Origin of the sequence: Bacillus paramycoides (assembly GCF_038971285.1) — a bacterium.
GTDB lineage: Bacteria > Bacillota > Bacilli > Bacillales > Bacillaceae_G > Bacillus_A.
Genome location: NZ_CP152427.1, coordinates 783,730 through 801,169, shown reverse-complemented (window position 1 = coordinate 801,169; position 17,440 = coordinate 783,730). Strand labels below are relative to the sequence as shown.

Here is a 17,440-nt window from a genome sequence, read left to right as displayed (position 1 = left end):
TATCTATTTCTTTAATGTAAATCCGAATTTATCCCATGCTTGTAAATAATCTAATAAGAAAATTTCTTCTTCCACAATTCGGCCAACTACATTTGTTTTTCCTGTGTTCACCATATCTTTTAAAGCAATTTGCAATTCACCTTTATATTGACCGTACTGTTCATTATCAATTAAAAGATCCCCGCGCTTAATTTCGCGTGTATTATGCGGTTTGAACTCTTCTTTCTTATATTTCACACGACTTTGTGTCGAACGAATCATATATTCAGATACATCTCCGCGATAAAAATGCGGTTCCTCTAATACAATAATTTTTTCTAATTCTGTTGTCGTATCATATAACTCTATATCAAAAGTTTGTTTTTCTTTATTTAATGCACCTAGTGCCTCTAATTCTTTTTCTGATGCATACGCATTCGCAATAATGACATCATCAATTAATTCTGTCGCAAATAAATGCTTCGCCTGTGTTGTCATCGGTAATTCACGATGCTGCTCTAACGTACATAATCCTTCTGTTACTGGCCAAGGCCCATATGTTGCATCAAATGATGAAATAAAAGCAGCCGTTCTCATACCGTAATCTTTAAATTGTTTCGAGCATGTAACAAAATGATCATATGATAATCCTGAATAACGATGCGGATAAAAATTATGGCAACCAATTAAATTTTCACGATTTGGTCTATGGCTCATAATGTTATCAACATATTTCGTACCGTTACTCATATTAATTTCAATTTTTAAGCCGTATGGATTGTAAGTCATAATCGATTCTTCTAAACCAGAGAATCCAACATCTAAACGAATACCGTACGCTCCTAACTCATGGAAGAACGATAAATCATTATATGAAATACCTAATTGTGTAAAGACAGACGGACTAATATCAACTAATACTTGGAACCCTAATGCATTTGCATGCGAGATCGTTTCTTTAAACTCTTCTATAATTTTCTCTTTCTCTCCATCTACAGACAATAAGCATGTGAATACACGTGTAAATCCGTATTTACTTGCTAATGTTAAATATTCCTTATCTTTCTCTACCGTTGAATGTTCTGGATAAATAGAAATACCTAATCGTCTCATATGTACACGCCTCTTTCTTCATTGTTTTGTAAACCTTTTCAAATATATGTAGTGAAAAAGTATATATCCCCTTCTCATTCACTACGTTTTGAATCCGCTTTCTTTAAAGAAAAAACAATTTCTATCATTCATAACAACTACAAGTCTATACATCTATACTTTACAACTTTTTTTCATAGTTGTGTAGCTTTTACACAAATTTGTCAGTTTTTTCACCGCAAAAATTGTTATACGTTTTCAAGGCACCTTCCTTGACTGTTACATTGACCAATACATATACTCGAAAGAACAGAGAAATTTTATATAGGGGATGAATATATGGGAGAGGCAATACTCGTAAAACGAGAACCGTTATGGACGAAAGAGTTTGTTGCTTTAATTCTAGCAAACTTATGTATGTTTTTAGGGTTTCAAATGTTAATTCCTACTTTACCTGTTTATGTGAAAGAAATTGGCGGCACAAGTTCTAATATCGGATTTGTTGTCGGTATGTTTACCGTAGCAGCACTTTTTGTTAGACCACTAACGGGAAACGCCTTGCAAAAATTCAACAAAAAAATCATTTTAATGATCGGTACTGCTATTTGTTTACTCGCTATGGGTAGTTATCTTTTCACTTCAACCGTCTTCCTATTACTTGCCGTTCGAATTTTACACGGAGCTGGTTTTGGTATTACAACGACTACATACGGAACTGTCGTTTCAGATTTAATTCCACAAGCTAGACGCGGTGAAGGCATGGGATATTTCGGTCTTTCTGGAACAATTGCAATGGCGCTTGGTCCGCTTATTGGACTTTGGCTTATGCAAACATATAACTTCACAATTCTTTTTTTATGTGCACTTTCCTGTACAGTAGTTTCATTAATATTAACGAAACTACTTCAAATCAAAAAATCGCCGCAACCACCAAAGCAAACATCTGGTACCTTCCTCGATGGATTTATCGAGCGCAAAGCTTTACTTCCTTCATTATTAATATTATGTATTACATTAATGTACGGAGGAATCGGGAGCTTTATTACATTATTCGCTACCGAAGTCGGAATTGCTGATATTAGCCTCTTCTTCTTATTTAATGCACTGGCAATCGCTGTCACTCGTCCGTTTTCTGGAAAGTTATACGATGCGAAAGGTCATACATTCGTTATCATTCCAGGAGTTATTATTACGTTTGTAGGTATTATTTTATTGTCGTATACAACTACCATTCCGAGTTTAATTATTGCAGCAGCATGCTACGGAAGTGGTTTTGGAGCGATCCAACCTGCACTGCAAGCATGGATGATTGACCGAGTAGCACCGCACCGACGAGGCGTCGCAACCGCTACATTCTTCTCCGCATTCGACCTTGGAATTGGTGCTGGCGCAATTATATTTGGATTCATTGCACATTTTACAAACTACGCAACTGTATATCGCTATTCCTCTCTACTCCTTATTGCTTTCCTGTTCATTTACATCACAAGTGTAAGGAAACAAAAGCATGGAGATAAAAACAGAGAAAAAGCTGCTGGATAATTTTCAGTGGCTTTTTTTATCGTATTTTTGATGTTATAAAACTACATGCATTTCCCTACATATTTTTTTACCTTTCATCAAAAAATATACGATGAACTCGCAGACGCTTTCCTGGATATTCAACTGAAAAACACTATTCTAAAGAGTGTGATTTCTTTACAAAATTAAGATTTATATAAGCTGAAAACCAATAAAATACAGTTATTTCTTTAAGTAATTGTAAACTTTTCTTCACTTTGTAAATTTAGTGTAAATTTTACTGACAAACCGTTTACAGTGTCTCAAGGTTTAGTTAATAATGACAGCGTACATGAAATTTAAGGAGTGGAATGCGTGGAATATAATGTTCAAGAAATGATCTTCCAGTTCATTGGTGGATTAGGTATTTTCTTATTTGGGATTAAATACATGGGCGATGGACTGCAACAAGCAGCTGGAGATCGTCTTCGCGATATTTTAGATCGCTTTACAACAAACCCACTTATGGGTGTACTAGCAGGTATGCTAGTTACTGTATTAATTCAATCAAGTTCAGGAACAACAGCTTTAACAGTCGGACTTGTAAGTGCCGGATTTATGACATTAAGACAAGCAATCGGCGTTATTATGGGTGCGAACATCGGAACGACAGTTACTGCTTTTATTATCGGAATTAAAATCGGAGAATACGCTCTCCCAGTTATGGCAGTTGGAGCGATTTTATTATTCTTCTTTAAAAATAAAAAAGTACATTCTGTAGGTCAAGTTGTATTCGGTTTTGGTATGTTATTCTTCGGTTTAGAATTAATGAGCGCAGGTATGAAACCACTTCGTTCTTTAGAATCATTCCAAGAGTTAATGATTAGCATGAGTGACAATCCAATTTTAGGTATCATTGTCGGTACAGTCTTCACTTTAATTGTACAAAGCTCAAGCGCAACTATCGGTATTTTACAAGAACTATTCGGTCAAGGTGCTATTGATTTACAAGCTTCTCTTCCTGTATTGTTCGGTGATAACATCGGTACAACAATTACAGCTGTATTAGCAGCAATTGGTACTTCAATTGCCGCAAGACGTGCAGCATTAGTTCACGTTATCTTTAATATTATCGGTACCATTATCTTTACAATTTTATTAGTGCCATTTACAAGTTTAATTCAATATTTCCAAACGTCATTAAACTTAAATCCAGAAATGACAATTGCATTCGCACATGGAACATTTAACGTAACGAATACAATTATTCAGTTCCCATTCATCGCTGTATTAGCATGGATTGTAACAAAAATCATTCGTGGTGAAGATTCATCTATTAACTTCAAACCGCAACATTTAAATCCAATCTTTATTGAGCAATCTCCAGCTATCGCTTTAACTGAAGCTCAAAAAGAGATTGTGCGTATGGCTAAATTTTCATTACACGGATTAAAAGAAGCGAATCAATATTTAAATACACAAGATAAAAAGCACGAAAACATGGCTACTCAATTAGAAGGAGCTATTAACAATTTAGATAAAAAAATTACCGAGTATTTAGTTTTACTATCAGAAAAGCCGCTCTCACCTTCTGATTCTGAAAAACATTCCGTTTTAGCTGGTGTTGTTGGAGATATTGAACGTGTCGGTGATCATGTAGAAAACCTAGTAGAACTTGTAGATTTCCAAATTTCAAACCGTGTTTCACTATCAGATGAAGCACTAGCTGAACTAAATGAAATGCTTGAATTGACGATTTCAACATTACAAGACGCAGTTGAAGCTTTAACAAACTTCGATACTGAACTAGCACAAACGGTTATTGCAAAAGAACGTAAAATCGACCAAATGGAACGTGTTCTCCGTAAACGTCACGTATTACGTCTGAACGAACGTAGCTGTTCAGGTGATGCAAGTATCATCTTCGTTGATATGGTAAGTAACTTAGAGCGTATCGGTGATCACGCTGTAAATATTGCTGATGGTGTTTTAGGTGAACAAGGTAAAGTCAATTTAAAACAATCATTATAATAGAAAAGAGACGCTAATATAAGCGTCTCTTTTCTTATTTCATATTTACAACAGTTCTTCCCTTTAACTTTCCATGCAATATAAGTGTAAACTTCTCCTCTAATTCTTCTAATGTACATTCTTCTGTATAAGTTTGTAACTCTTCATTTCTCCATTCATTTGCTAAGAGCGTCCACACATCACTTCTCACATCTACTGGGCATTGCACAGAATCTATCCCTAAAAGGCTTATGCCTCGCAAAATAAACGGATATACTGTTGTTTGTAATTCCTGGCCTGCCACATTACCGCATGTCGTTACACAACCACCATACTTCACTGTTTTTAAAGCTGTTTCTAACATATTTCCACCTACAGTATCGATAACTCCGGTGTATATCCCTTTTAACATCGGTCTTCCTGATTCATCATTCAATTCCGCGCGATGAATCACTTTTTTCGCTCCTAGACGTAGTAGCATCTGTTCCTCTTCCATTTTCCCTGTCGCTCCTACTACGTTAAATCCTAACTTACTTAAAATACTTACAGCCACACTCCCTACGCCGCCTGTAGCACCCGTTACTAAAACATCTCCCATACTAGGGGTTATACCTGCTCTCATAAGCTTATATACTGATAAAGCCGCTGTAAAACCTGCTGTCCCATACATCATACTTTCCTTTAATGACATTCCCTCTGGTAAAGGGACAATCCAAGATGCCGGCACGCGAATATATTCTCCGAAACCACCAGAAGTATTCATCCCTAAGTCATATCCCGTTACAATGACTTGATCTCCTATCTTAATAGTAGCATCTTCACTACTCACAACTTCCCCTGCTGCATCAATGCCTGGCGTATGAGGATATGTTCTCGTAACACCTTTATTACCAGTAGCTGAGAGCGCATCTTTATAATTTAATGAAGAATAATGAACCTGTATTAATACGTCCCCCTCAGGTAAACTACTTACTTCTCTCTCGACAACGTTTCTTACAAACTGCTTATTTTCTGTTTCGTTCACAACGATTGCTCGGAATGATGTATGATTCATTATGTCCTCTCCTTTATCCGTCAAATTCTTCTTTATTATATAGAAGAAACAAGTAAACCTAATCATTTCTTCTTGGCTATATTTCAACAAATCTTACTTCTCTATTACTTTCTCATAATACATATTTTCATTTCTACTAAAAAACCTTATACTTATTCTACATCTGAAAAATAAAATATATAAAATCTGACTTTTTATAAATAAATTGAATTTTTACGAAATGTAAATGATTTGTAATGTTTTTTTTCGCTAAATTTCATTATAATAAGTGGATATGAGTGTCGTATTTCAATCCAAATGAAGGAGTACAGGAAATGGAGCAAAACCCATCTTTGCAAGAAAATACACGCAGTAAACCGAAAAAAAGTAAGAAAAAAATAAAAATTATTATAAGCGTTATACTATTCTTTTTAATAGTAGGTGGCGGTTATACTTGGTTTTTAGTAAATAAAGCATCTTCTGCTGTTCGAAATGCCGCACATGATTTAGCGCGCGGTGATAAATCTGATTTACGTGATAAAGCTGTAAAACCTATTACAAACAATGTCTCTGTCTTAGTAATGGGTGTTGATGAAAGCGATGTCCGAGGAAAAGAATATGGTGAAGCTATTAGAACAGATGCGCTGTTGCTTGCAACGTTTAATAAAGATAGCAAAACTGTAAAACTATTAAGTATTCCACGAGATACATATACTTATATTCCTGTGGAAAAGAAAAAAGATAAAATTACACACGCTCATGCATACGGTTCTACTAAAAATGGAAAAGATGGTGGACCACAAGCAAGTATTGACGCAGTTGAAAAATTACTAAATGTTCCTGTTGATTACTTTGTAAAGTTTAACTTCAAATCATTTATGAAAATTGTCGATGATTTAGGTGGTATTGAAGTCGATGTACCAGTTGAATTTACTGAACAAGATAGTAATGATAATGCTGATGCGATTCACCTGAAGAAAGGTGTTCAAAAGCTAAATAGTGAAGAAGCTCTTGCTCTTGCTAGAACGCGCCACATCGATAGTGATGCAATGCGTGGACAGCGTCAACAGCTCGTTATTGAAGCAATTTTACACAAACTAACAAGTGTTGGCTCTGTAACAAAAGTTGGTAACATCATTGATGATATTAACGGGCAATTCGTTACAAACTTAACATTTGATGATATGCTTTCATTCTATAAGTACGGATCGGATTCAGAAATCGAGAAATTACAAATTCAAGGTGACGACTGCTATATGGAAAAAGGTGACGATACATGTCGCAAATCCGCTGGTGGCGGCCGAACGTATTACTACAATCCAGATAAAAAAGAATTAGCAAAAGTTACAAACGATCTTCGTGCTCATCTTGGATTACCTGCATATACAAAAACAGACTCTGATTCGAAGAAAACAAATACAGAGAAAACAAAAGAATCTAAATCTGAAAATTCAAGTGAACGCGAATCAAGTAACAATGAATCTAAAAATAAGAATAAAAATAGCAGTGAAGACACAGAAACATCGTCTAATGACAATGAATAAAAAAGAAGCAGTTCTCTATGGAGGTAGAGTACTGCTTCTTTTTATTGCTTCACAATTAAAAATCAGAACTTTCTAACTATCTTTTTTAATATTTTTAAATTATAATAAATAGTAGCAATCTATTCCAATTATCAGGGGGCTCATACATATGAAAGCTGCAGTAAAACATAACATCTCAGATTTTAAAGACTACTTAAAGTCAAACGATATATTTATGGAAGAAAATATAGATGAAAATGATGGTTCTGTTCATTTTTCAGTAGGATTAGAAACAGAAGCTGGTGCAAAAATTCAACTTATCGCCGCTTTCCAAAACGAACATCCTACTGTAGATATATACTGCTTCAATGTTGCTCACGTACCGGATGCAACAGCAACAAATGACATTTTGCACGTTATCAATGAATTAAACACATCTTACCGATTTGCAAAATTCACATTAAACAAGCAAAATGCAATTGATATTTCAACATCTCTTGCATTCTCAGAACCAAACTTTAATCCAGCACTTGTATTTGAACATACGAGAATGCTATATAAATTAGCAAATGACGAATATAAAAATTTAATGAAAGTTATTTGGGCATAAATAAAAGGATGGGCTGCAAGCAGCACCATCCTTTTATTTCGATACCATATCAATCCACATCTTAATAGCTGTACCTACAATCAAAATCGATAACATATATTGCAGTGCTTTTTGATTGATCTTTTTCCCAACTCGCGCTCCAAGCGGCGCAGCAAAGATACTTGCAATCGCAATAATAAGAGCTGGAATTACAACTACTTGCCCAGTTATTACTTTTCCAGTCGTAATCCCTACTGAGGAAATAAACGTAATAGCGATAGATGTTGCTATTGTTGTACGTATCGGCAATTTTAAAATAACTAGCATAATCGGAACTAAAAGGAACGAACCTCCAGCACCTATAATACCTGATGCGCCTCCTACAATAAATGCTAACAAACTTGCTAACCATTTATTATATTTCACTTCATCACCATTATTTCGTTTCGGTACGAACATCATAATAGCAGCTATTGTTGCTAACGCTGCATAAACAACATTGACCGTATGTTCCGCTAATACGTTAGCACCAAAACTCCCTATGAAACTTCCTATTAATATACTAGCCCCCATATATACAACTAGCGTTTTATCCATATCATTACTTTTCCGATAGGCCCATGCCCCTGCAAAAGTTGCAAAGAATACTTGCACCGCTGTAATACCACTCACTTCATGTGATGTATAGCCAGTAAATCCTAGCAATACCGGAATGTATAAGATCATCGGATAATTAATGATTGCACCGCCAATTCCAACCATTCCTGATATAAACGATCCTATAAATCCAATTATAAAAAGTAATACGACTAAGCTCATCTTACATCCCCTCCCTTCTAGAAAGAAGATGAATTAAATGAATAAGTTTACATTCCCATCCGAAGCATCTGCTAAATAAGCTCCTACTCCTGCAAACTCTACCCCTTCCATAATCTCTTCCTCTTTTAACCCTAATAAATCTACTGTCATTTGACAAGCGACAAGTTTAATCCCTTGTTCTTTGGCCAAATCGATTAAATCTGGTAAAGGCATCGCATTATGTTTTTTCATAATACCTTTAATCATCTTTGGTCCCATACCGGCAAAATTCATTTTCGATAATCCCATCTTGTCAGCACCACGCGGCATCATCTTTCCAAATACTTTTTCGATGAAAGTTTTCTTTACCTTCACATGCTCATCTTTCCTTAAAGCATTTAATCCCCAAAAAGTATGAAAAATAGTTACCTCTTGATCATACGCCGCTGCACCATTTGCAATAATATAAGCAGCCATTGCTTTATCATAATCTCCGCTAAATAAAACGATTGTTGTTTTCTTCTGTTGTTCCATATTGTTCTCCCTCCGATTACCTACAGGGGTATTTTTCCGTTTATAAAAAGTCTCAAATCATTTATCTCTGTACTATACGACTTTACCTTCCCATGCTAACATACCACCTACCATATTAATTGCTTGAAAACCGTAGCTCTCTAAAAATTGAACTGCTCGTGCACTTCTTCCGCCAGAACGACAAACGATAATATACTCTTTCTTTTTATCCAACTCATGCATACGAAACTCCAATAGTCCTAGTGGAATATTACACGCTTCTGGAATTTTCCCTTCGGCTACTTCTTCTACTTCACGTACGTCCACGATATTTACTTCTTCTTTACGTAACAATTTTTCTCCCAATTCTTTTACTGTCATTTCTTTCATTTTAAATTTCCTCCTCACAAACCATTCATACCGCCTGAAACATTGATAACGTGCTGAAATCCTACTTTCTTTAATACCTTTGCTGCTTGCTTACTTCTCATCCCGCTCTGACAAATAACAATTACTTCCTTATTTTTATCTAACTGATTTGCTTTACTCGCTAACTCATTTAACGGGATATTTTGAAACCCTTTCATATGATTCCCTCTATACTCACCTACTGTACGGACATCGATAAATTGTTTATTCTTTTGCCCCATCATACGTTTTAAATCTTTCCCTGAAATATTTTTTATTCCTCTAACTGGTAAGAAGCGAGAAATAATAAACCACGATACAAGTACAATTAAGATTACATTCAATATTGTCTTTACATCCATAAAACTACTTAAACTCCTTCTGTGCTTTTTTCCCGTCCAAATATATACTATAGCTTTGAATATGGAACCCTTTCTTTCTAAAAAAACGAACACTTAAATTCCGATCCACTTTATTATGAACAATAAGATGCAAAGGCTTATTTGGTATTTCATGATAATACCGTTTTAAATACGCATACGGTATACACATAATTCTAGAAGTGTTATCACTGTGACTCTCTGTATAATTACGTACATCTACAACAACACTTTCCATTTCCCTTACTTGTTCTAACGAAATATATACAACATTTAAAACCGGAATGTAACGTTTTACTAAACTTCCTAGCATCAATACTATTAGAGATATAACTATATAAGACATATATGATTATCCTCTTTACTTTCAATAATAAGCAGAGGATGTAATCTTCCACTTATTATTGAAATGCTATGCTTTCTTGATCCAGAACTTTAATTCACCAGATTCTTCCGTGTGTTTTACCACCTCATGACCGCCTTTTTGTGACCATGCTGGAATATCTTTAATTGCACCTTTATCTGTTAAGTGTACTTCTAACACTTCTCCTGATTGTAATGCTTCCATTGCCTTCTTTGTTTTTACAATTGGCATTGGACATGCTAATCCTTTTACATCTAATACTTCTTTCACTTTCATCTTGTATACCTCCTATTTTTATTTCATTTGAAGCCGAATTAATTATGAACAGCACAACGGTTTGGACCAATTTCCATTTCACGCTCTTCTTCTTGACTTGGATTTAATCGCCCCATATTTGTTTGACGAATTTCTTGATATGCATTCGGTTGAGGTGGTAAATTCTCTGTTACAACTTTACGAAACTCTCCCTCATCCTCAATATTTAATCCTGCATTATACGCAAACAAATCTTTTAATTTAGCACTAACAATACCACTCTCGTCCATTTCACTTATTTTTGAATAATGAGCCGGTAACACAACTAAGTTTTGAGATAGTTCTTTATATCGGCTATACAAAGTAGTACGTAAATCACTTACCCAATCTTCAGCTTTCCCAGCAAGGTCTGGACGCCCAATTGAATCTACAAATAAAATATCGCCTGATAATAAATAGGAATCATCTACAATAAATGACGTACTTCCAATCGTATGCCCCGGTGAGTATAATGCGTCAATTTCAATTTTAGTACCCCCCACCGTAATGACAGATCCTTCAACAAGCGGTTTATATGAGAACACAACTTCCTCTGCATCTTTTGGCGGCAACCAATACGTACCACCTACTTTTTCCGCTAACTTACGTCCGCCAGAAATATGGTCTGCATGTAAATGTGTATCCATTACATTCGTAATCGTAACGCCATGCTCTTTCGCAAACTCTTCGTACGCTTCAACTGTTCTTACTGCATCAATAACTGCTACTTCACCGTTTGAAATAACCATATATGATAAGCAACCTTTTCCAAGACGGTTAAACTGATACATACTTCCGCCATCTTTTAAATCTCCCACTTTTATAGGCTTTACATATTCACTCCAAGCCTTCATACCACCAGATTAATAATAAATATTTTCTAATCCAGCCTCTGTTAATTGCTCTGCCACAAATATAGAAGACCCTTCTTTTGCACATACTACTAAAACATCTTTATCTTTAGGTAGTTCACTGACAATATGATCTACACCCTCTAATAAATCAAAGTACGGCACATTCATTGAAGTAACTTCTTTTCCTTCAATTTTCCAACCTTCATATTCCGCCTCATTACGAACATCTAAAATAAACAACTCTCCGAATAAAACTTTCTCTGCAACATCTTTTGCTTGTAATGCTTTAATATTCATCTAATTACCCCCATAGGTATATTTTCGTTTAAAATATTTTATTTTTCCACATTCCCTTTCCACTCTAACATGCCTGGAATGACATTTTTCACATTTGCATAACCTTTCTCTTTCAACATGTGACAAGCTACATCACTACGGTTACCAGTTCGGTAAACAACATAAATTTGCTTCGTCTGATCTAACGCTGCACTGTCTAATTCGCCTAACGGCATGGAAACAGCCGATGGAATATGACCAAAAGCGAATTCCGCCGCTTCACGAACATCTACTACAATACACTCTTCACCACTTAATAATATCTCTTCCAATTCCGAATTCGTAATTGTATGAGGATATTTCACTATTTCATTCATTTCATGCTCATTTGCTTTTCTAACGTAATGCATCAATACATCACTTTCTTGTTTCGTACCGATATATTGATGACCTACTTTACTCGCCCAACTTTGTATATCTACAGTAGACCCTTTATCTGTTGCCTGAACCTCAATCACTTGCCCTGACGTCAATCCTTCCATCGCCTTCTTCGTCTTTACAATTGGCATCGGACAAGCCAAACCTTTACAATCTAGATTCATATCTACTTTTATACTCATAGTCGATTCCTCCATAATTTATATACATATACCTGTAGGGGTATATTAAAATGTTTTTGAAAATCTGTCAACAATTATGTCTGACAGATTATCGGCTTTTTACAAGTAATTGAACAGCTTCTTTAATTAACTCTTCATTTGAACCATTACCGCTTTCAAACTGCTCACGCAAACATTGCTCTAAATTTGTCCCAACAACAAGTCCAATTGTACGATCTAGTGCAGAACGAGATGCCGTTAACTGTGTAATAACCTCTCGACAATCTTTTCCTTCTTCCATCATACGAAGTACACCACGAACTTGCCCTTCAATACGTTTCAATCTATTTTTCATATCTTGATTATATTCCATTCTATAATCACCTCATTACCATTATGTCACTATTTATAGCTTATGACAATATATCATACCCTATATGGTATTTTGCAAACCCCTATTTTTAATATTTATCTTATATGTTCACAAAACAAGAAATGAAACCTTACTATATAGGCTTTCATCTTCCACTAAATTTTGAAGTGGAAGATGAAAAAATATTAATATACAACACGTTCTGGTACTACTGTTCCGTATAATTTAAAGCCACCATCTACGTTCTTTACCTTATATCCTTTTTCCATTAACATGCGCGCTGCAACATACCCTCTCATACCAAGTTGACAAGTAATATATATTTCTTTATCTACCGGCACTTCATCCAAACGATCACGTAACTCATCTAACGGAATATTAATAGAACTTTTAATCATTCCTTGCTTGAGTTCATTCGGCTCTCGAACATCAATAAGATATCCACCATTTTCAACAATACGATCTATTTCATGCCATTGTACTGTGTCCACGAAACCATCTACTATATTACTTGCTGCATACCCCACCATGTTTACTGGGTCTTTTGCAGAAGAATATGGCGGGGCATATGATAATTCTAAATCCGGCAAATCGATTACAGTTAAGTTTACCTTCATTGCCGTTGCGATAACATCAATACGTTTATCTACACCGTCACGCCCTAACGCCTGTGCCCCATACATTTTTCCGCTTTCTTTATTAAAAATTAATTTTATTAGCACTGGCGTAGCATTCGGATAATATCCCGCATGCGAATTCGCCTGTACATGTACTACCTCATAGGGTATATTTAATCGTTTTAATATTTTCTCATTTACGCCCGTCGCAGCAACTGTTAAATCAAAAACTTTAGCTACAGAAGTTCCCATCGTACCTTTATATAAAGAATCTGTATGGCCATGAATAATATCTGCTAACATGCGACCTTGACGATTAGCTGGCCACGCTAAAGGAATCATTGTCTCTGTTTCTGTAACAAAATCTTTGACTTCAATCACATCACCAATTGCATATATGTGCGGGTCCGACGTTTGAAAACTCTCATCTACCTTTATCGTTCCTCTAACTCCTAGTGCTAACCCTGCATCCTTCGCTAAACTACTCTCTGGTTGCACCCCAATTGCTAAAATAATCATATCTGTCTTTATGATTGAACCACTTTTTAAACGTACAACAGTCCCGTGCTCTTCTAATGCATCTACACCATCTTCTAAAACAAGCTCAACATTGTGCTTTTTCATATGCTCATGCACATATGCTGCCATTTCATAATCAATTGGTGGCATTACTTGATTTGCCATCTCTACAAGAGTAACATCAATTCCTCGTTCTCTTAAGTTTTCAACCATTTCAACTCCAATAAATCCACCACCAACAACCGTCGCATGACGTGGTTTCTTCTCATCAATATACGCTTTAATACGATCTGTATCAGGTACATTTCGTAACGTAAACATCGCCTTCGCTTCTTCAATACCTGGAATAGGTGGAACGATTGGTTTTGCCCCTGGTGAAAGAATTAAAATATCATATTCCTCGTTATATGTTTCATTTGTAGTTACATTTTTTATCGTAATTGTTTTCTCTTCTTTATTAATCTTTACTACTTCACTCAATACACGTATATCTAAATTAAAACGCTTTGACATCCTTTCAACAGTTTGTACTAATAACTTTTGTCTTTCTGTAATAACACCACCAATGTAGTATGGTAAGCCACAATTTGCAAATGAAATATACTCACCACGCTCCACCATAATAATTTCATCTTCTTCACTTAAACGACGAAGCCTTGCAGCTACTGATGCCCCGCCTGCCACTCCACCTACTACAACAATTTTTCTAGACATATTTCAAACCTCCATCTTATTTATTTTCTCAATGTATCAAAAATATAAAACGAATACCCATATGGGTATATAATATAGTGTGCAAAAAGCATTTTCAATATATATGTCTTTTGTTCACAAATTCGAAACAAAAAAGAACTTAGATATTTCCAAGTTCCTTTTCGTATAGTTCTATAACTTTCTGTACGATTACATCTGCTGTATTTTCCTCCGGTGGCATCAATAAATTCGTAACAGGCCCATATACAACAGGGTTTAATTCCACTTCATACCCACCATATGCATGCTCTTCCTTTGTCGGTAAATAACCAATATATCCATTCGTATATCCACCCAAAAAAGCTATTTCATTTTGAAGACGTTCTTTCATTTCTAAAGCAGTTTCTGAAAAAGGTTCCATCGGTATACCCAAAAACATACCATCATTAACTTGAAACAGTTGAACTTCTAAATCAATACGTAACTGCCGAATACCTTGCTTATATTTCTCTAAAACGATAGTAAGCCATTCCATCCGTATTCACACCCCACTGCTTCTCCGCTAATTGAGCCATGCTTCGTATCTCATTTATTTCAGGAATATCTTTCAACTTCATTTGCATCGTACTCGAAATTGTTCTTACATTTACAATTGGGCTATATGTAACTGTTGGCAACATCGTTAACACATGCCCACTAAGCGTATAAGCCATTTGTTTTAAAGCTTCCCTTGAACCGCGATACTTTGCATTTACATTACCAGTAGCACCTTGCACAATAATAACAGGACAGTTTACGATTTTCTCAAGAATCTCTCTCGTCATTCCAGGATAATCTGCTGATAATACATCACTATCACCTTTTAAAACATTCGGATGGGCCGTACAAAATACTACAATCCCAGATAACTCTTTCGTTTCGGCATCTCTTATTGCTAACATCCCAATTCGTTTATCTACAACACCCTCTATATTTGTTCCCATCTTCGCTCTTCCATCAGATGTTCGCTCTCTTCGGTTGACCCCAATATCACCTGTCGTAATACCCCAGCCAACTTCACATCGCTTCAAGTTGTTATTCGCAGTAACAGCACCTTGCACCACATTATTTACTAAAATTGTTTTATACGACCTTACTAAATGTTGCTCACCAACAGTTTCCGAACCAGAGTGTGTATGTGTATAAACAACTGTTATTCGCTCAAATGGCACATGAAACCTACTAGCTACTCGCTCACGAATCATATTCGTATCTTCTACTAACATTCCAATATTATCAATACTTATAAACACAGTTTTCATTTCATCTTTTTCAAATACAAAAACTGTCCCATAAATACGCTCTTCAATATTATTTATTCCTGTCTCTCTATGGTATCCGACGAAATCAATACCGACAGGCGGCGTAATATCTACCTTGCATACCCCTATTTTGCTCATTTGAATCGCTCCACTTCTCTATGTAACTCCCCTTTTTCAAGAATAGCATATTTTACCTTATTCCAAATAAAAAAGAACAGACATAGCATTCTATGTCCGTTCTTTCCTTCACACATACTTCCGATGCACCATCTTCCCATCATAAGAAAACACAACGCCCTTACTCTCCACAATCGACTCCATATGCACCGTTCTTCCCCATAATTGATGAAGGTATGGCAATACTTTTTCTAAGTATTTTAAATCGAGCTCGATCCCTTCGTAACTATGTTTAATGTACAATTCTCCGTTCTTTAAGTAGTCCCCGTCTTCTACTACTAAGTACGGGAAGCCACCATTTGTACGCATATTTACGAGTTGATCACGTACATGCTCCCACTCTTTATCTATTACTTTATATTCTTTTCCTTGGCGCTGGAATAAGTACATATCTTCTCTCATTACGAGATCTTTATTTAAGTAGTTTCTTAAGAACGATACATCCCATTCGATTTCGCGTACTTCAAACATTTTGTCGCGACCAGATCCTGGTTTAACGCCTCTTCGTTTCATTTCTTCTGTCGGGTTGTTGTAGCGTTCTTCAATATCTTCAAACATTTTAATACCGAGGTAGTATGGATTAATGCTCGTTTTTGATGGCTGAACGACACCTGCATTTAATTTTGCAAATTCGATGGCTTCATCAGATGTTAAGTCCATTTCACGAAGTATACGTTGATGCCAATATGATGCCCAGCCTTCATTCATAATCTTCGTTTCAAGCTGCGGCCAGAAATACAGCATTTCCTCACGCATCATCGTTAATATATCTCGCTGCCACTCTTCTAGCTCGCGGCTATATTCTTCAATAAAGAGGAGTAAGTCTTTTTCTGGTTGCGGCGGAATTTTCTTCTTTTTATGCATATTAGGTCGTTCTCTCTTTTTGTTTCGATCATCTAAATTCCATAAATCATCGTACTGTGATATCTTTTTCTTTTCCACATCCTCTTCTAAATCTTCAATACTCCACGCAAGTTTCGGACGCATAAGCGACGGATCAATATGCTCTTGAATAGCAAGTACGGCATCCAAAAATGTTTCTACTTCTGCCTTTCCGTACTTATGCTCATACGCTTTCACCCGTTCAGCTGTCGCTGACATACTTTCTACCATATCTCGCTTCGTATTTGAAAAACGAATATTATTTTTAAAGAAATCACAATGTGCTAAAACGTGCGCTACAATTAATTTATTTTGAATTAACGAGTTTGTATCTAATAAAAAGGCATAACATGGATCAGAGTTAATAACGAGTTCGTATATTTTACTAAGACCTAAATCATATTGTAATTTCATTCTGAAAAACTGTTTTCCAAAACTCCAATGTGAAAATCTCGTAGGCATCCCATATGCACCAAATGTATAAATAATTTCCGCTGGACATATTTCATAACGCATCGGATAAAAATCAAGCCCAAATCCAGTCGCAATTTCCGTAATTTCCGCAATCGCATATTGCAGTGCTTTATCGTCACTTGCTCTCATTATTTTCCCTCCTTACACTTTCCCTTAAGAAAGTGTATGATTGAGAACAAGCTTTCATGAGGA

General features: G+C 35.8%; 16 protein-coding genes and 2 pseudogenes. 4 read left to right on the top strand and 14 right to left on the bottom strand.

From position 1 onward, the window contains the following. Positions 1 to 3: 3 nt before the first annotated feature. A complete protein-coding gene (locus AAG068_RS04135) occupies positions 4 to 1,092 on the bottom strand; it encodes a DUF871 domain-containing protein (RefSeq protein WP_342718263.1) in 1,089 nt (362 codons plus the stop codon). 318 nt (positions 1,093 to 1,410) lie between these two features. On the opposite strand from AAG068_RS04135, the gene AAG068_RS04130 reads away from it, so the two are divergent. Together AAG068_RS04130 and AAG068_RS04125 are read left to right on the top strand one after the other, a co-directional pair. Further along, the gene (locus tag AAG068_RS04130) at positions 1,411 to 2,613 is read left to right on the top strand and encodes an MFS transporter (RefSeq protein WP_342718262.1); all 1,203 of its coding nucleotides are present in this window, start codon (positions 1,411 to 1,413) and stop codon (positions 2,611 to 2,613) included. Positions 2,614 to 2,946: 333 nt separating this feature from the next. Beyond that, complete coding sequence (locus AAG068_RS04125; RefSeq protein WP_342718261.1) at positions 2,947 to 4,602, top strand: Na/Pi cotransporter family protein; 1,656 nt, start codon at positions 2,947 to 2,949, stop codon at positions 4,600 to 4,602. 34 nt (positions 4,603 to 4,636) lie between these two features. Here AAG068_RS04125 and AAG068_RS04120 read toward each other — a convergent pair whose 3' ends face one another. Beyond that, entirely contained in the window at positions 4,637 to 5,635 is a 999-nt protein-coding gene (locus AAG068_RS04120; RefSeq protein ID WP_342718260.1) for a YhdH/YhfP family quinone oxidoreductase, read from the bottom strand. A 314-nt stretch (positions 5,636 to 5,949) separates the two neighbouring features. Between AAG068_RS04120 and AAG068_RS04115 the strand changes: the two genes are divergently transcribed. Together AAG068_RS04115 and AAG068_RS04110 are read left to right on the top strand one after the other, a co-directional pair. Continuing rightward, complete coding sequence (locus AAG068_RS04115; RefSeq protein ID WP_342718259.1) at positions 5,950 to 7,158, top strand: LCP family protein; 1,209 nt, start codon at positions 5,950 to 5,952, stop codon at positions 7,156 to 7,158. A gap of 148 nt (positions 7,159 to 7,306) precedes the next feature. Further along, positions 7,307 to 7,747: a YbjN domain-containing protein gene (locus AAG068_RS04110; RefSeq protein ID WP_101168581.1), complete on the top strand. Its 441-nt coding sequence runs from the start codon at positions 7,307 to 7,309 to the stop codon at positions 7,745 to 7,747. A 33-nt stretch (positions 7,748 to 7,780) separates the two neighbouring features. On the opposite strand, the gene AAG068_RS04105 is transcribed toward AAG068_RS04110, so the two are convergent. The 12 genes and pseudogenes from AAG068_RS04105 to spoVR all read right to left on the bottom strand — a co-directional run bounded on the left by AAG068_RS04105 (position 7,781) and on the right by spoVR (position 17,377). Further along, on the bottom strand, positions 7,781 to 8,545 hold the full coding sequence (locus tag AAG068_RS04105) for a sulfite exporter TauE/SafE family protein (RefSeq protein WP_342718258.1): 765 nt from the start codon (positions 8,543 to 8,545) through the stop codon (positions 7,781 to 7,783). Positions 8,546 to 8,578: 33 nt separating this feature from the next. Then, the gene (locus tag AAG068_RS04100) at positions 8,579 to 9,058 is read right to left on the bottom strand and encodes a DsrE/DsrF/DrsH-like family protein (protein WP_000437728.1); all 480 of its coding nucleotides are present in this window, start codon (positions 9,056 to 9,058) and stop codon (positions 8,579 to 8,581) included. Between the two features lie 72 nt (positions 9,059 to 9,130). Further along, positions 9,131 to 9,427, bottom strand: a complete 297-nt coding sequence (locus AAG068_RS04095) for a rhodanese-like domain-containing protein (protein WP_342718256.1) — start codon at positions 9,425 to 9,427, stop codon at positions 9,131 to 9,133. Positions 9,428 to 9,441: 14 nt separating this feature from the next. After that, positions 9,442 to 9,807 carry a rhodanese-like domain-containing protein gene (locus tag AAG068_RS04090; protein WP_342718255.1) on the bottom strand — a complete coding sequence of 122 codons (366 nt, stop codon included), beginning with the start codon at positions 9,805 to 9,807 and terminating at the stop codon, positions 9,442 to 9,444. Positions 9,808 to 9,811: 4 nt separating this feature from the next. Continuing rightward, entirely contained in the window at positions 9,812 to 10,171 is a 360-nt protein-coding gene (locus AAG068_RS04085; RefSeq protein WP_342718254.1) for a sulfurtransferase, read from the bottom strand. A gap of 66 nt (positions 10,172 to 10,237) precedes the next feature. Then, positions 10,238 to 10,465, bottom strand: coding sequence for a sulfurtransferase TusA family protein (locus AAG068_RS04080; RefSeq protein WP_342718253.1), 228 nt, complete (start codon positions 10,463 to 10,465; stop codon positions 10,238 to 10,240). Positions 10,466 to 10,503: 38 nt separating this feature from the next. Further along, a pseudogene (locus tag AAG068_RS04075) lies at positions 10,504 to 11,634 on the bottom strand (MBL fold metallo-hydrolase). Between the two features lie 38 nt (positions 11,635 to 11,672). Beyond that, positions 11,673 to 12,233, bottom strand: coding sequence for a sulfurtransferase TusA family protein (locus AAG068_RS04070; protein WP_342718252.1), 561 nt, complete (start codon positions 12,231 to 12,233; stop codon positions 11,673 to 11,675). Between the two features lie 88 nt (positions 12,234 to 12,321). Continuing rightward, positions 12,322 to 12,585 (bottom strand): metal-sensitive transcriptional regulator, encoded by a 264-nt coding sequence (locus AAG068_RS04065; protein ID WP_000456206.1) that lies wholly within the window; start codon positions 12,583 to 12,585, stop codon positions 12,322 to 12,324. A gap of 185 nt (positions 12,586 to 12,770) precedes the next feature. After that, on the bottom strand, positions 12,771 to 14,435 hold the full coding sequence (cdr, locus tag AAG068_RS04060; protein WP_342718249.1) for a CoA-disulfide reductase: 1,665 nt from the start codon (positions 14,433 to 14,435) through the stop codon (positions 12,771 to 12,773). A gap of 139 nt (positions 14,436 to 14,574) precedes the next feature. Beyond that, positions 14,575 to 15,853, bottom strand: a pseudogene (locus tag AAG068_RS04055) (neutral/alkaline non-lysosomal ceramidase N-terminal domain-containing protein). Positions 15,854 to 15,961: 108 nt separating this feature from the next. Continuing rightward, positions 15,962 to 17,377 (bottom strand): stage V sporulation protein SpoVR, encoded by a 1,416-nt coding sequence (spoVR, locus tag AAG068_RS04050; protein WP_342718248.1) that lies wholly within the window; start codon positions 17,375 to 17,377, stop codon positions 15,962 to 15,964. Positions 17,378 to 17,440: the final 63 nt, after the last annotated feature.

Coding starts and splice junctions, on each gene's coding strand:
- AAG068_RS04135 (WP_342718263.1), bottom strand. CDS start 1,092: ATGAGACGATTAGGTATTTCTATTTATCCAGAACATTCAACGGTAGAG.
- AAG068_RS04130 (WP_342718262.1), top strand. CDS start 1,411: ATGGGAGAGGCAATACTCGTAAAACGAGAACCGTTATGGACGAAAGAG.
- AAG068_RS04120 (WP_342718260.1), bottom strand. CDS start 5,635: ATGAATCATACATCATTCCGAGCAATCGTTGTGAACGAAACAGAAAAT.
- AAG068_RS04115 (WP_342718259.1), top strand. CDS start 5,950: ATGGAGCAAAACCCATCTTTGCAAGAAAATACACGCAGTAAACCGAAA.
- AAG068_RS04110 (WP_101168581.1), top strand. CDS start 7,307: ATGAAAGCTGCAGTAAAACATAACATCTCAGATTTTAAAGACTACTTA.
- AAG068_RS04105 (WP_342718258.1), bottom strand. CDS start 8,545: ATGAGCTTAGTCGTATTACTTTTTATAATTGGATTTATAGGATCGTTT.
- AAG068_RS04100 (WP_000437728.1), bottom strand. CDS start 9,058: ATGGAACAACAGAAGAAAACAACAATCGTTTTATTTAGCGGAGATTAT.
- AAG068_RS04095 (WP_342718256.1), bottom strand. CDS start 9,427: ATGAAAGAAATGACAGTAAAAGAATTGGGAGAAAAATTGTTACGTAAA.
- AAG068_RS04090 (WP_342718255.1), bottom strand. CDS start 9,807: ATGGATGTAAAGACAATATTGAATGTAATCTTAATTGTACTTGTATCG.
- AAG068_RS04085 (WP_342718254.1), bottom strand. CDS start 10,171: ATGTCTTATATAGTTATATCTCTAATAGTATTGATGCTAGGAAGTTTA.
- AAG068_RS04080 (WP_342718253.1), bottom strand. CDS start 10,465: ATGAAAGTGAAAGAAGTATTAGATGTAAAAGGATTAGCATGTCCAATG.
- AAG068_RS04070 (WP_342718252.1), bottom strand. CDS start 12,233: ATGAGTATAAAAGTAGATATGAATCTAGATTGTAAAGGTTTGGCTTGT.
- AAG068_RS04065 (WP_000456206.1), bottom strand. CDS start 12,585: ATGGAATATAATCAAGATATGAAAAATAGATTGAAACGTATTGAAGGG.
- cdr (WP_342718249.1), bottom strand. CDS start 14,435: ATGTCTAGAAAAATTGTTGTAGTAGGTGGAGTGGCAGGCGGGGCATCA.
- spoVR (WP_342718248.1), bottom strand. CDS start 17,377: ATGAGAGCAAGTGACGATAAAGCACTGCAATATGCGATTGCGGAAATT.